Origin of the sequence: Nonomuraea sp. B19D2 (genome assembly GCF_040137845.1) — a bacterium.
Taxonomy (GTDB): domain Bacteria; phylum Actinomycetota; class Actinomycetes; order Streptosporangiales; family Streptosporangiaceae; genus Nonomuraea.
This window is the reverse complement of the sequence record NZ_JBEFAK010000003.1, coordinates 339,666-353,153: the sequence shown is the minus strand read 5'-3', so window position 1 is coordinate 353,153 and position 13,488 is coordinate 339,666. Positions and strand designations below refer to the sequence as shown.

At 71.0% G+C, this 13,488-nt stretch carries 16 protein-coding genes; 8 read left to right on the top strand and 8 right to left on the bottom strand.

Annotation, left to right across the window (positions count from 1 at the left end; translation table 11 throughout):
* Nucleotides 1-112: 112 nt before the first annotated feature.
* On the top strand, nucleotides 113-1,033 hold the full coding sequence (gene metF, locus ABN273_RS08240) for a methylenetetrahydrofolate reductase [NAD(P)H] (protein WP_349448044.1): 921 nt from the start codon (nucleotides 113-115) through the stop codon (nucleotides 1,031-1,033).
* A gap of 369 nt (nucleotides 1,034-1,402) precedes the next feature.
* Here metF and ABN273_RS08235 read toward each other — a convergent pair whose 3' ends face one another.
* On the bottom strand, nucleotides 1,403-1,963 hold the full coding sequence (locus ABN273_RS08235; RefSeq protein WP_349448043.1) for a GNAT family N-acetyltransferase: 561 nt from the start codon (nucleotides 1,961-1,963) through the stop codon (nucleotides 1,403-1,405).
* Nucleotides 1,964-1,973: 10 nt separating this feature from the next.
* Nucleotides 1,974-2,450, bottom strand: coding sequence for a YbaK/EbsC family protein (locus ABN273_RS08230; protein WP_349448042.1), 477 nt, complete (start codon nucleotides 2,448-2,450; stop codon nucleotides 1,974-1,976).
* Nucleotides 2,451-2,667: 217 nt separating this feature from the next.
* Between ABN273_RS08230 and ABN273_RS08225 the strand changes: the two genes are divergently transcribed.
* The 3 genes from ABN273_RS08225 (at nucleotide 2,668) to ABN273_RS08215 (ending at nucleotide 5,052) form a co-directional block, all read left to right on the top strand.
* Nucleotides 2,668-3,375 (top strand): L,D-transpeptidase family protein, encoded by a 708-nt coding sequence (locus ABN273_RS08225; RefSeq protein ID WP_349448260.1) that lies wholly within the window; start codon nucleotides 2,668-2,670, stop codon nucleotides 3,373-3,375.
* Nucleotides 3,376-3,523: 148 nt separating this feature from the next.
* A complete protein-coding gene (locus tag ABN273_RS08220) occupies nucleotides 3,524-4,477 on the top strand; it encodes a glycosyltransferase family protein (protein ID WP_349448041.1) in 954 nt (317 codons plus the stop codon).
* Nucleotides 4,441-5,052, top strand: coding sequence for a hypothetical protein (locus ABN273_RS08215; protein ID WP_349448040.1), 612 nt, complete (start codon nucleotides 4,441-4,443; stop codon nucleotides 5,050-5,052). The genes ABN273_RS08220 and ABN273_RS08215 overlap by 37 nt, the downstream gene beginning before the upstream one ends.
* 3 nt (nucleotides 5,053-5,055) lie before the next feature.
* Here ABN273_RS08215 and ABN273_RS08210 read toward each other — a convergent pair whose 3' ends face one another.
* Nucleotides 5,056-5,445 carry a winged helix-turn-helix transcriptional regulator gene (locus ABN273_RS08210; protein WP_349448039.1) on the bottom strand — a complete coding sequence of 130 codons (390 nt, stop codon included), beginning with the start codon at nucleotides 5,443-5,445 and terminating at the stop codon, nucleotides 5,056-5,058.
* Between the two features lie 81 nt (nucleotides 5,446-5,526).
* Here ABN273_RS08210 and ABN273_RS08205 point away from each other — a divergent pair, with 81 nt between their 5' ends.
* On the top strand, nucleotides 5,527-6,402 hold the full coding sequence (locus ABN273_RS08205; RefSeq protein ID WP_349448038.1) for an NAD(P)H-binding protein: 876 nt from the start codon (nucleotides 5,527-5,529) through the stop codon (nucleotides 6,400-6,402).
* On the opposite strand, the gene ABN273_RS08200 is transcribed toward ABN273_RS08205, so the two are convergent.
* Together ABN273_RS08200 and ABN273_RS08195 are read right to left on the bottom strand one after the other, a co-directional pair.
* Nucleotides 6,393-6,923: a hypothetical protein gene (locus ABN273_RS08200; protein ID WP_349448037.1), complete on the bottom strand. Its 531-nt coding sequence runs from the start codon at nucleotides 6,921-6,923 to the stop codon at nucleotides 6,393-6,395. The two genes, ABN273_RS08205 and ABN273_RS08200, sit on opposite strands and share 10 nt — an antisense overlap.
* Before the next feature lie 51 nt (nucleotides 6,924-6,974).
* Complete coding sequence (locus ABN273_RS08195) at nucleotides 6,975-7,595, bottom strand: TetR/AcrR family transcriptional regulator (protein ID WP_349448036.1); 621 nt, start codon at nucleotides 7,593-7,595, stop codon at nucleotides 6,975-6,977.
* Between the two features lie 96 nt (nucleotides 7,596-7,691).
* Between ABN273_RS08195 and ABN273_RS08190 the strand changes: the two genes are divergently transcribed.
* From ABN273_RS08190 to ABN273_RS08180, 3 genes are all read left to right on the top strand, one after another.
* Nucleotides 7,692-8,885: a cytochrome P450 gene (locus ABN273_RS08190; RefSeq protein ID WP_349448035.1), complete on the top strand. Its 1,194-nt coding sequence runs from the start codon at nucleotides 7,692-7,694 to the stop codon at nucleotides 8,883-8,885.
* A 6-nt stretch (nucleotides 8,886-8,891) separates the two neighbouring features.
* A complete protein-coding gene (locus ABN273_RS08185) occupies nucleotides 8,892-9,083 on the top strand; it encodes a ferredoxin (protein WP_349448034.1) in 192 nt (63 codons plus the stop codon).
* 442 nt (nucleotides 9,084-9,525) lie between these two features.
* Nucleotides 9,526-9,912, top strand: coding sequence for an SAV_6107 family HEPN domain-containing protein (locus ABN273_RS08180; protein WP_349448033.1), 387 nt, complete (start codon nucleotides 9,526-9,528; stop codon nucleotides 9,910-9,912).
* Nucleotides 9,913-10,399: 487 nt separating this feature from the next.
* On the opposite strand, the gene bldD is transcribed toward ABN273_RS08180, so the two are convergent.
* The 3 genes from bldD to ABN273_RS08165 form a co-directional block, all read right to left on the bottom strand.
* Complete coding sequence (gene bldD / locus ABN273_RS08175; protein ID WP_055503136.1) at nucleotides 10,400-10,894, bottom strand: transcriptional regulator BldD; 495 nt, start codon at nucleotides 10,892-10,894, stop codon at nucleotides 10,400-10,402.
* 301 nt (nucleotides 10,895-11,195) lie between these two features.
* A complete protein-coding gene (locus tag ABN273_RS08170; protein ID WP_349448032.1) occupies nucleotides 11,196-12,056 on the bottom strand; it encodes a universal stress protein in 861 nt (286 codons plus the stop codon).
* Nucleotides 12,057-13,478, bottom strand: coding sequence for an amino acid permease (locus tag ABN273_RS08165; RefSeq protein ID WP_349448031.1), 1,422 nt, complete (start codon nucleotides 13,476-13,478; stop codon nucleotides 12,057-12,059).
* Nucleotides 13,479-13,488 lie beyond the last annotated feature (10 nt).

Sequence of the window (13,488 nt, the reverse complement as noted above, 5' to 3'; positions counted from 1 at the left end):
TGGTGGGTGGCCCGGGAGGTGACATGGCTGTGACCCCTAGAGTGGCGCGCCGGCCCCTAAAGGAGGCGCGTCCATGACCTTTCGGCGGCGAGGTGCCCTGTAACCTTGGGGCATGGCGCTTGGTCGACCCTCCATCCGGCCCGATCGTGTTCCCACCGTCCGCGACCTGCTCGCCGCCGGTGGCCGGTCGTTCTCCTTCGAGTTCTTCCCGCCGAAGACCGACGAGGGAGCGCGGCAGCTCTGGAAGGCGATCAGGGAGCTGGAGTCGCTGCGGCCGACGTTCGTGTCGGTGACGTACGGCGCGGGCGGCTCCACGCGTGACCGCACGGTCGGCATCGTCGAGCGGATCGCCCACGACACGACGCTCACGCCCGTGGCGCACTTCACCGCGGTCAACCATTCGATCCGCGAGCTGCGCCACCTGGTGGGGCGCTTCGCCGACGCCGGGGTGCGCAACATCCTGGCCGTGCGCGGGGACCCCCCTGGCGACCCGTCGGCCGAGTGGGTGCAGCACCCTGACGGCGTGATCTACGCCGAGGAGCTGGTGCGGCTGATCAGGCAGGCGGGCGACTTCTGCGTCGGCGTCGCCGCCTTCCCGTACAAGCACCCGCGCTCGCCGTCCATCGAGTCCGACACCGAATACTTCGTGCGCAAGTGCCAGGCGGGGGCCGACTACGCGATCACGCAGATGTTCTTCCGGGCGGAGGACTACCTGCGGCTGCGCGACCGGGTCGCGGCCAGGGGGTGCGAGACGCCGATCATCCCGTGCATCATGCCGGTGACGCAGATGAGCACCATCGCGCGGTCGGAGCAGCTGTCGGGGGCGCCGTTCCCGCCGGAGGTGGCGGCCCGCTTCGAGGCGGTCGCGGACGACCCGGCGGCGGTGCGGCGGCTCGGCATCGACCACGGGGCCGAGCTGTGCCAGCGGCTGCTCGACGAGGGCGCGCCGGGCATCCACTTCATCACGTTCAACCGCTCCAGCGCCTCGCGTGAAGTCTTCCAGCGCCTCGAGCGGGTGGCTCTTTCCGCTTGAGGGTGACGGCGGCGACCGCTCGACGCGGCCGCCGTACGGTGGCTGAGCGCTTCCTTTCGCGGCCGTCCCGCCGCACATCGTTGCGCCGCGTTTCGCGGCCACCGTCCCGCCGCACCAGCGCCGGAGGGGACCCGCATGGCGGGAGGCTGGGCGGCGGGGTGGTCCGCGCGCTGGGTGGGGCGCGTCGGATGGGTCGCACCGTCGCACTGAGGGTGGGGTGGCCCGCCACCCGTCCGCAGGGGGACCGGGCGGGTGACGGGCAGGGGACAGTAGACGGTGGGTAAAGGGACGGATACCTTACGTAATGGATGGTGCCCCAACCCATGCCCAAACAAACCCAGCAGTCACGCCTTCCTCAGCGGGGTGCGGTCAGGTCAAGGGCAGGGGGCGGCCCATGATGGCGTAGTCCTCGTGGCCGCCAGGGAACACGAACCTCGTGAGGAGGTCCGTGAAGCCCATGCTGGCGTAGAGGCTGCGGGCGGCGGTGGGCTGGTCGTGGGTGGACAGCACGGCCGAGCGCTCGGGGCGGCCGGCGCAGAGCGTGCGGATCATGGCACGGCCGATGCCCTTGCCCTGGTAGTCCGGGTGGACGTGGATCTCGGCCAGTTCGAACGCGTAGCCCAGCCAGGCGTTGGCGGCCTCCCGGCCGAGACGGTCGGCCAGGGCCCGGAGCACCACATCGTGCCACCACTGCCCGGGCGCGCCGCGGAAGCCGTACGCGAAGCCGACGGTGCGCGGGCTAGAAACGGACGAATCCCGCAATTCTGCGAAATAACACTGAAAATGGGGATATGTCGCGTGATTTCGCATGATGGTCTTGCGGCCGTTGATTTGGTCCGCGGGCGGGTTCATGGCAGCCGTGTAAATGTCGATCACCGTCTCCAGCTGCTCCGTGAACTCGGCCGGACCCGCCCCGCGAAACTCGATCACCCGTCGCACACTACTCGACGTCCACCGCTGTGCCCCCGGTGATCCGCACGAGCTCGTCAAACGTCGTCGGGAACACGGTCAGCGGGTGCCCTCCTGCCGCCCACACCACCTCGTGCTTGCTGAGCCAGTTGTCCACCAGGGTCCGCACGGGCGCCGGGTGCCCGACCGGGGCCACGCCGCCGATGGGCTGGCCGGTCGCCGCCCTGACGAACTCCGGCGTCGCACGCCGTACCTTCCCCACCCCCGCCGTGCGGGCGATCAGCTCCACGTCCACGCGGTGCGCCCCGCTGGTCAGCACCAGCAGCGGCGCGCCGTCCGCGTCGAAGATCAGGCTGTTGGCGATGGCCCCGACCTCGCACCCGAGCTGGGCCGCGGCGGTCGCGGCCGTGGGGGCCTTCTCGGGCAGTACGACGATCTCGCCGCCCGCTCCCAGCTCACGCAGCGCGGATTGAACGACGACGGCATTCGGCGGCAACTTCTCAGACATGGAGACACTCTAAACAGTTGACCGGCTCATTACCGGTTCATGGTGAGTGGTGTAGGGTCCTCTGATCTGTTCAATAATGATATGAGAGGTGGTACGAGTGGGGGCTCGACGGCTGCCCGGGGTGGCTGCTCTTCTGACGGCTGGCGCCGTCGCACTCTCGGGCTGCGGTACTCAGGCGCCGCGACATTCGACGGCGGCGTCACCGGCCTTGACAGCGGTGCCCCCGGTCGTCACGCATTTCGCGGCGGGCGCACAATCCGGCCCCACCGCCACGGTCGTCGCGCCGCGCAAGACGCTCAAGCTCGGCTCCAAGGGCAAGGTCGTCCGCTGGTTGCAGAGCCGCCTGGCCCAGCTCGGCTACCGCCCCGGCAAGGCCGACGGCCGGTACGGCGGGTCGACGCTGGCGGCCGTGTGGGCGTTCCAGAAGGTGAACGGCATCAAGCCGTCCAGCACCGTCGCCAAGCGCACGTGGGACGCCCTTGAGGCCCCGAAGTCCCCCAAGGTCCTGGTCAGGAACGGCAAGCCGACGCGGGCCGAGGTCAACCTGACCAAGCAGATCATGGTCCTGTACGTCGGCGGCCAGGTGAAGCTGATCACCCACATCTCCTCGGGCAGCGGCGTCCCCTACTGCGAGACCGCCAACTGGCAGGGCAAGCGGCAGCGGTTCTGCGGCTCGGCCAGGACGCCGACGGGCGACTACAAGACGACGTGGCGCGCTCGCGGGTGGCACCGGTCGTACCTGGGCCAGCTCTACAACCCGATCTTCTTCAACGGCGGCATCGCCTTCCACGGGGCGCTGTCGGTGCCGCTGTATCCGGCTTCGCACGGGTGCGTGCGCATGCCGATGAACGTGGCCGGGGTCCTGCCCGGGATGCTGGGCAAGGGCGTGCCTGTGCACGTCCGGGGCAAGTTCCGGCGCGCCTGAGGCGGGCCGGAGCCCTCTGCGTTCCCCGTCACGCCCGGCCATGCGTGACGGGGGCTCTGGCGGCATAACGCGCGCATAACCAAATACCGTGACGGGGCCGTTATGGGCCCTTTGCTGGACTCCCTCCTGACCTTCTTGGAGGGAGTTCATGACGACGACGTTCATGGCGCCCGCGCCCGCACGCGTGGCCGGGCGGCGCGAGGGGCGGTCCCGGCTGTGGTGGGTGCTGGCGGCCGGGTGGGTCGCGCACGTGGGGCTGCGGCTGTGGTTGTACCGGTACCACACCGGACCGGTGGCCAACCCGGACGAGACCGGGTACCTCCTCGCGGCCCGCTGGCTGGCGGGCGGGCCGGGCGGCGACCTGACCGGCTCGACCTTCTACCAGGGCGCGTACCCGGTGCTGCTGGTTCCGATCTTCTGGCTCACCTCCGACCCGGTCCTGGCGTACCGCCTGGTGGTCGTGGTGGGGTCGACGGCGGCGGCGACCGCCTACCCGCTCGGTTACCTGCTGCTGCGGCGGATGGGCCTGGGCGGGCGGGCGGCGCTGATCTCGGCGTTCGTGGCGGGGTTGTCGCCGGCGCTGCTGGTGTTCTCCGGGCTGGCGCTGACCGATGCGATCCTGCCCGCGCTGGTGCTGGCCTGGCTGGTCGCGGTGCACGACCTGGTCGCGTACGGGTCGGTGCGGGCCGGGGCGGCGGCGGGCGCGCTGTCGGCGTTCGCGATGGCGGCGCACCTGCGGGGGACGGTCGTCCTGGCGGTGTGCGTGCTGATCACGGTGGTGGTGTCGTTCCGCCGGGGCTTGGCGCCGTCACGCCGGAAGGCGCTGATGCCGGCGGTCGCCGCGCTGGTGAGCGCGGGCGTGGTGGCGGCGGCGGGCAAGGCGCTCAACGGGGCACTGGCCGCCGCGTTGTACCCGGGCGGCGGCCCGCGCCGCTCCCGCACCGCGTCCTGGCCGGCGCGCTGCTGCTCGCGACCCTGGCCATCGCGTACGCCTCCTCGGCCGCCCTGCCGGACGAGCACCGCGTCGGCAACTACGTCTACGGCCGTTACCTGGCCTGCGTCGCGGTGGCCTGGACCCTGGCCGGGCTGGTCGTGCTGCTGAAGGGCGGGCGCCTGGCCGTCGTGCGGCACGCGCTGTCCGCCGCCGGGCTGACGGCGGTGACCGGCGGAGCGGCCGCCTGGTACGCGGGGGACCGCCTGGAGCGCTACAACTTCGTCGCGTTCGACTTCCCCGAGGTGATCTTCCTCACCGGCGTGCGCGACTCGCTGGACCTTCTCTCCGCCTCCGTGCCCGCCCTGACCATGCTGGCCTGCCTGACCGGGGCCGCCTTCCTCACCACCGGCCGCGCCCGGCTGCTGGTGGCAGGTGTGCTGGCGCTGATCGACATCGCGTTCACCGCCGAACAGGCGCCCGCGCGCCCGTCCGGTGCGGACTGGCTGCCCGCGCCGCCCCCGGGGCGGGTGGCGGTGGACCGGCGAGTGCGGTGGAACCTGTGGGTGCCGCTGGCGTACCGGGTGTCGTGGACCGAGATCGAGCTCTACGACGGGCGGCCCCCGGAGGGCGCCTGCACCGCCGTCGTCCCGTATGGGGCGGCACCGCCGCCGGGCTGGGCCGCGACCGGCCGGGGCTGCGCCCAGATGGGCTGGACGACCTGGTCGAGCAGGCACTGCCGGTAAGCCCTACTGGGCGGCGTCCCACTGCTCGCGGGCGTCCTCGATGGCGGCCTTGTGCTCGCGCGACCAGTCGGCCAGCCGCTCGATGGCCTCCGCCAGGCTGCGGCCCATCGGCGTCAGCCGGTATTCGACCTGCGGCGGGATCGTCGCGTACGCGGTCCGCTCGACCAGTCCGTCACGGCACAGCCGCCGCGTGGTCAACGTCAGCATCCGTTGCGAGATGCCGGGAACCGCCCGCTGCAGCTCCCTGAACCGCCGCACCCCCTTGACCAGCTCCACCATCACCAGCACCGTCCACTTGTCGCCGATGCGGTCGAGCACGTCGCGGATCCCGCAGTCGTCGTTCCCGCACGGGCCCTCGGCCTGGGAGGTTACCTCCGTGTGCGCGACTGACATGAGAGTGCCTCCTTATGCCGGGTGCCGGCCTGCGCCCATGCTGGGGCTGTTCACGTGGCAGATCCACATTAGGGGTGTCTGATGATCCTTGTTACGGGCGTGTCCGGGGCGCTGGGCGGTTCGATCTTCGACGGGCTGCGGGCCGTGGCAGGGCTGGAGGTGGCCGGGGCCAGCAGTTCGGGAAATGGCACGACACTTCGCCGGGCCGACTTCGACCGGCCGCAGACGCTGGAGGGGGCGTTCGCGGGCGTGGACGTGCTGGTGTTCGTGTCGGCCGGGTACGCCGAGGACGACGTCGTCCTGGCCCGGCACGGCGCGGTGGTGCGGGCGGCCGCCGCCTCGGGCGTCAAGCACGTGATCTACACGAGCCTGGCCGGGTCCGGCGAGCGGCTCACGTATGCCCTGGCGCACCGGTGGACCGAGGCGCGGCTGGCCGAGGCACCCTTCGACGTGACCGTGCTGCGTAACGGCCTGTATGCCGAGCTCGCGGCGGGGCTGGCGCTCGCCGGGGCCGCGGGGGCAGCCCACGCAGGGGTGTTCGCGGCGCCGCTCGGGGACGGGCGGGTGCCGGTCGTGGCCAGGGACGACCTGGCGGCCGTCGCCGTGCGCGTCGCGGCCGAGGCGTGGCACGACCTGTCCGCGGGCGGCCCTCGCCGTCACGCCGGCAGGACGTACGAGCTGGAAGGCGTGAGCGCGGTCGGCGGGCACGACCTCGCGGACGTGCTCGCCGAGGTGCTCGGGCGGCCCGTCGAGTACCGAACGTCCCCCCTGGGCGAGGTGCGGCCGCTGCTCGCGTCGATGGAGCCGTACCAGGTGGGGCACACCGTCTCGACGCTCTCCAACATCAACGCGGGCCAGCTCGAAGCCCGGCGCGGCGACCTGCCCGCGTTCGTGGACCCGCCCAGGCCGGTGCGGGACGTGATCGTCGCGACGGTGAAGTCAGGGCTTCAGGGCTGAGCTTCATGTAGAGCCCCGGCCGCCCGCCTGCCCTCGGCGGCGGCCAGGGACAGCCCGGCGGCCTGTGCCAGCCCGGCCGCCACCAGGATCAGGACCGTGCCCGCCTGCCAGGCGGGAAGGCCGCCGGCGAAGTCGGGGGAGTTGTAGAGCTTCGCCATCAACCTGACGGGGTTGAGCAGGGCGACGACGACCGCCAGGACGTACGGCACGATCAGGACGCCCGACAGCACGAACAGGATGGTGCGGCCCCGGCCGCGCCGCCGCAGGAGCACGCCGATGACGGCGTAGGCCACGCCCAGGACGCCCGCGAGCAGCGCGGTCCACCAGACCAGCTGCCAGGTGTCCGCGCCCAGCGCCGTCATCCCGTCGGGACCGAGCCGCCCGCCCGCCCACTTGGGGCCCGTGACCTGCGCCTGCACGGCCGCCTTGATGGCCACGAGGTTGACGCCCGCGTACGCCGCCGCCAGGACCGGCCCAAGCACCAGCAGGCCGAGAGCGACCGGCCACCTTCTGCCCGCCATCCGGCTCCCTCCTTCGCTCCGGACAGCTTCCCAGACGGCGCCGCCCCGGGGCTAACCGAGCGAGCACAGACCGGACAGCGTGATCTCGGCCGCGCGCCGCGCCGTGGCCCACATCTCCTCTATGGACCGGTCGGTGTCCATGTTCGTGAGGATGGCCAGTTTGACTGCGCCGAACACCGCCCCCACCGCGGCGGCCGCCTCAACCGGGTCCAGCTTGTCCGGGTATGCCGCGTGCAGCGCCCGTGCCAGCCTGGCCTGGTTCTCGAACAGCATCATCAGCGCCCGCGCCTGCAGCGCGGGCTCCTTCAGGACGAGCCGCAGCCGCAGCCCCGCGTCCTCGAACGTGAACTCCTCGTACGTGGTCAGCCACTCCAGGCTCTCGTCCACGATCCTGCGCAGCACGTCGGCCGGTGACTCGTCCGGCTGCCTGTCGGCCAGCACGGCGACCGCCTGCTCCATCCGGCCCTTGGAGTCGTAGAAGACCACGTCCTCCTTACTGGCGAAGTAGCTGAAGAACGTGCGCGTCGACACGTCGGCCGCCGCGGCGATCTCCGCGAGCGTGGTCTCCTCGTAGCCCTTCTCGTCGAACAGCCGGAGCGCGGCCTCGACCAGTGCCCGGCGCGTGCGCTGCTTCTTGCGCTCCCGCAGTCCCACGCCACCGCTTTCCATCATGTCCAGAACTGTACTGCAAGCGTTGACTATTTGCATGGATTGAAATTTTGCAGTGAGCGGGGTTTTATGGGATCGCACTCGGAAAGGAGCCGCAGCATGTCCGACGTCACGTTTCCCATGGCCCGCCGGCGCCCGCTCGACCCGCCCGACGAAGCCACTGAACTGCGACAACAGGGGGCCATGCACCGCATGACGTACCCCGACGGCCACCGCGGGTGGCTGGTGACCCGCTACTCGGCGGCCCGCGCCATCCTGGCGCACCCGCGCTTCAGCCACCGTCAAGATCTCTCGCATCCGCCGCTCCCAAGCCAGATGGAACGGGCGAAGATGCAGCGGAAGGGGAAGATGCCGGCCGGCGTCTTCCTGCGGATGGACCCGCCCGAACACACGCGCTACCGCAAGCTGCTCACCGGGCAGTTCACCGTGCGCAGGATGAAGACGCTCGAGTCCAGGATCGAGGAGATCGCCAACGCCTGCCTGGACGACATGGCCGCCGCCGGCGGTCCCGTGGACCTCGTGCAGACGTTCGCGCTGCCGATCCCGTCGCTGGTGATCTGCGAGCTGCTCGGGGTGCCGTACGAGGGCCGCGCGCAGTTCCAGGAGGAGTCCAGGCTCATGCTCAGCCTGGAGACCAAGGCCGAGGAGGCGATCGCGGCGATCGACCGGCTCTTGGCGTACATGAACGGGCTGATCCAGCGCAAGCGCGAGGAACCGGGCGACGACCTGCTCAGCGGGCTCGTCGAGGGCGGGGAGCTGAACGACGAGGAGCTCACCGGGATCTCGTTCCTGCTGCTGGTGGCCGGGCACGAGACGACCGCCAACATGCTGGGGCTCGGGACGTACGCGCTGCTCACGAACCCCGCCCAGCTCGCCGCCATGCGCGACGACCCGTCGGTGGTGGACAACGGCGTCGAGGAACTGCTGCGCTACCTCACGATCATCCACGTCGGACCGACCCGTACCGCGCTGGAGGACGTCGAGATCGAGGGCAACCTCATCAAGGCGGGCGAGACCGTCGCCCTCCACCTGCCCGCCGTCAACCGCGACCCGGCCCGCTTCCCCAACGGGGAGCAGTTCGACGTCACCAGGCCCGCGGGCGGGCACCTGGCCTTCGGCCACGGCATCCACCAGTGCCTGGGACAGCAGCTGGCGCGCGCCGAGATGCGCATCGCGTACCCCGCCCTGCTGCGCCGCTTCCCAGGTCTACGCTTGGCGGTAAAACCCGAGGAGGTGCCGATGCGCTCCGATATGGGCATCTATGGCGTGCACCGGCTCCCAGTCACTTGGTAGGTCACCATGGAAATCAAGGCAGATACGACGGTGTGCATCGGCGCGGGCATGTGCGCGCTGACCGTGCCGGAGGTGTTCGACCAGAGCGAGGACGAGGGCACGGTGGTGCTCCTGCAGAAGGTGCCGCCGGAGAAACTCGAGGACGGCGTCCGCCGCGCCGTGACCTTGTGCCCGTCGGGGGCCATCTCCATCGCCTGACCTGCGTCTGACGCGCCAGAACGGCGCGACGGCCTTTTTCTTCCTGCGGGCCGCGACACGTCGAACCTGTGTTCGTGGAATCGGTTGACACCGAGCGTGATCGAAATTATGTTCGACCTAGTGACGGTGAGGCTCGCGGCTCAGCGTCACAAGGACCTGGTCGCGGGCCGTTCGCTTCCCCAAGCGATACCCGCGGCCAGGCTCCACGGGCGAAGGGCGCGTCCTCGTCGTCGGCGGAGACGAGTGGGCGTGTCCTGGCCGGACGGGGAGAGGGGAAGCTCCTCGTCCGGCCAGCCCGGCGGAAATGTCAGTGGGGTCTGCGAGTGTTGGCTCCACCGGCTGGACGCCGGCAGCCGCCCACGACTCCAAGGAGGCGCGCAAGATGGCACCACGGCCTAGAGACACGCCCGGGCCCCGGCTGTCGCCTGCGGTTCGGGCACACTTGACCGATTCACGTTCCTGCCTGGCGGAGGCGGCCGGCGCCCGCACTCCGGCATCCCGATATGTGGCGGCCCACCTGGCAGCCCTTCGCGCGGCGGCGGCGATGCTGGCCGCCCGTCCCCGTCCCATGGAGGGCCGCAGGCGCCGCCTGCGCAGCGCCTGGGACCTGCTGCCAGAGGCCGAGCCGCACCTGGCCGAGTGGGCGGCCTACTTCTCGGTGAGCGCCGCCAAGCGCGCCGCCGCCGAGGCGGGCATGGTCAGCAAGGTCAGCGCGGCCGACGCCGACGAGCTTCTGGCCGAGGCCGAGACCTTCGTCTCCACAGTGGAAGACCTCCTGGGCGTTCCCTCCCAGCCCCAGCTCCCGGTGGACGTCCCTCTGGCGGGCTGAGCCCCTGCCTGTCACGCTCAGGGACGCGGCTCGCCGGCCCGGTGCGGCGGTCCTCGGCCTGGGCCGCGCGTGCTTCCGTCGCGTCGGCTCGGGAGCCGAACGCGGACCGCCCGCGAAGGCTTGCCCGCGTCTGAGCCGAGCACTCGCCTTGAACGGCCTGTGTCAGGGACGCGCCTCGTGGACGCCCGCTGCCCTGGAATGCGGCGCCCGGAGCGGCATGGCGGCCCACAGGAACGCCACTGTGCGCCGGGGCTTGGAGTGCGGCACCGGCAAAGGGTGCCGAGTGCGCGCGGGGCGGCCGGTCAGGCGTGCCGGCGGCGAAGGTGATCTTCATCACACCCCGAGGAGCCGGAGATCACGGCGCGGTGCGCCGAGCTCGGCCCGGGAAGAAACGCGAGGCAGGCCGTCCCCGGTGCGAGGAGCCGGTGGGCTCGCCGGTGCGGCGGCGAGCCCTCGGGTGGACGACCTGCCTCCGGGTCGAGACCGGCTAGAACGACTCGACGGCGCGGCGCGCCTCGGCGTCGAGGACGCCCCAGCTGATGAGCTCCTCGGTCAGCTCGCTCGGCGACTTGTCATAGATCACGGCCAGGGAGCGCAGGTCCTCCTGGCGGATCGACAGCACCTTGCCGTTGTAGTCACCGCGCTGGCTCTGGATCGTGGCGGCGTAGCGGGCCAATGCCCCCGCCTTCTCCTTGGGCAGCGCCGCCAGGCGCTCCAGGTCGATCACAAGCTTGGGCGTCGGACCGAGCGGGCTGGGCGCGGCACCGCCCGGCAGCAGCTCGGATACGGGCACCCCGTAGAAATCGGCAAGCTCGGCAAGCTTCTGCACGGTCACCGCTCGGTCGCCGCGCTCATAGGAGCCCACGACTACGGCTTTCCACCTGCCGCGCGACTTCTCCTCGACCCCGTGCAGGGACAGGCCCTGCTGGGTGCGGATGGCGCGCAGTCGTGCACCCAGCGACTTTGCGTACTCAGACGGCATTGTGTGGCCCCCCGGCTCTCGTATGTATCGCTCTCAGTAGATTGTGCTCCCTTGCGGCGTATGCCCTAGCCACCGGGGGGTCTGGTGCCGAGCTAGGCACCAACGGTAGCCGTGGCCCCGGGTTTAACCCGGAACGCCGCGAGGTGTGGTTACGGACAGTGACGGTAAAGGGGTGGACGCCTAAGGTCAAGCTGATTGGAAAAAAGATGCCGAATCCGGTCCGGTAGAGAACGCCACAAACGCACCTGCTGTCCCATTTGTAACAGTACTTCGTCATAGTCTGACGAGGAATTTCGCCTCGTCAGTTCTCGCGTGTGAGAATCATGACAGGACAGGTCGCAGCCCGTACGATCTTGATCGAGGTGTCGCCGAGGAAGACCCGCCTGAGTGGCCCGGTGGCGCTCGAAGCGCATATGATCATCTCGCCGGGGAGCCACGAGGTCGTACCGAGGGCTTGAGCGACGTTGCGGCCCTCCAGCACCTCCACCTCCACCACCTGTGGCCGCCCGTGGGCCGCCGCTCGCAGGTTCGAGGCCGCCTCGTCGCGCAGGCGCATGAGCATCTCCTCCTCGACCTCGGCGGGCCTGCCGCTGCTGATCACCAGCGTGACCAGCCGCAGCGGGATGCCCAAGGACCCGGCCGTCGCCGCGGCGTCCTTGACAGCCGCGTCGCAGCCGGGGCCGCGGCGGTAGGCGACGGTGAGGCGTTCGAGGGCGGTGGGGGGCTTGTCGGCGTAGCCGCGGGGAGCGAGCAGCACGGGGACGGAGGACGAGTGCAGGAGCTGGTCGGCGGTGCTGCCCAGGGCGATGCGGCCCTTGCGGCCGCCGGGGGCCGAGCCGATCACCACGACGTCGGCGCCGCGCTTGCGCGCCAGCTCCACCAGCCCGCGCCCGCTGCCTTTGTGCGTGTGAACCACGTAGTCGGCCTCCTCGCCCGCCAACTGGCGCGCCTGCCAGAGCGTCGCGTCGGCCTGCTCCATCAGGTACGCCCGCCACGCGCTCTCCTCGGCCTTGGCCGGCCCGGGCGTGGACCACGCGGGCGGCTGCACGAACGCCACCGTCAGGCGCCCGTGCGCCTGCCGCTTGAGCAGTACGGCCAATGCCAGCCCGTCCAGGCCCCGGGGCTCCGGCATGTAGCCGGCCAGCACGTCGTGGAGCTTCATTCAGGTCACCTCGGCATTCAGCCGCGAATGGCCGTAGCCGTACAGGAAGTAGCAGATCAGACCCGCGAGCATCCACAGCCCGAACGCGATCCAGGTGGCCCCGGCCAGGCCCGCCATCACGATGACGCAGAAGATCGCGCCGAGCACCGGCGTGGCGGGGAACAGCGGGGCACGGAAGCCGCGCGGCAGTTCGGGGCTGCGGTAGCGCAGGACGAGCACGCCGACGTTCACGATGGCGAAGGCGAACAGGGTGCCGATGCTGGTGGCCTCGGCGAGCTGGCCGAGCGGCACCAGCCCCGCCAGCACGGAGATGAACGCGGCGACGATGAGGGTGTTGGCGACGGGGACCTGGTGGCGCATGTCGACCCGCTGGAAGATCCGCGGGATGAGCCCGTCGCGGGACATCGCGAACAGGATGCGGGTCTGGCCGAAGATGACCGTGAGCACGACGCTGGCGATGGCGATCACCGCGCCGAACGAGACGATCAGGCCCGGCCAGGACGCCCCGGCGGCCAGGCCGGCGATGTGGGAGAGACCGGCCTCGGTCTTGTCCGGGTCGAAGTCCGTCCATGGCATCGCGCCGATGGCCGCCACGGCCACGAGCACGTAGACGGCCGTCACGACGGCCAGTGACAGGATGATCGCGAGGGGCAGGTCGCGCTTGGGGTTCCTGGCCTCCTCACCGGCGGTCGAGGCGGCGTCGAAGCCGATGTAGGAGAAGAACACCTGCGAGGCCGCCGCCGTGATCCCGGCCACCCCCATGGGGGCGAACGGCGCGAAGTTGCGGGCCTGGAAGGCCGTGAACGCCACCGCGCAGAAGAAGAGCAGCACCACGACCTTGATCACCACGAAGATCGCGTTCGCCGTGGCGCTCTCGGAGGCCCCGTACAGCAGCAGCCATGTGGCGAGCAGGACGATGACGATCGCGGTGACGTTGACCACGCCGCCGCCCTGGCCGGGGGAGCGGGTGACGGCCTCGGGCAGCGTGAAGCCGAACAGGGCCCGCAGGAACGCGTTCAGGTATTCGCCCCAGCCGACGGCCACGGCCGCCACGGACACGGCGTACTCCAGCAGTAGGCACCAGCCGCAGACCCAGGCCACCAGCTCGCCCAGCGTCGCGTACGCGTAGGAGTAGGACGAGCCGGACACCGGGATCGTCCCGGCCAGCTCGGCGTACGACAGGGCCGAGAACAGCGCCGTGATCGCCGCCAGCACGAACGACAGCACCACCGCCGGCCCCGCCTTGGGCACCGCCTGCCCCAGGATGACGAAGATGCCGGTGCCGAGCGTGGCGCCGACGCTGAAGAGCGTCAGCTGCCACAGCGACATGGTGCGCCGCAGCTCGCCGCCCTCCCCGTGGCCGCCCTCCGCGACGATGCGCTCGGTGGGCTTGGTTCGGAAGAGCCGTCGGGCCAGCGTCACCGGACACCCC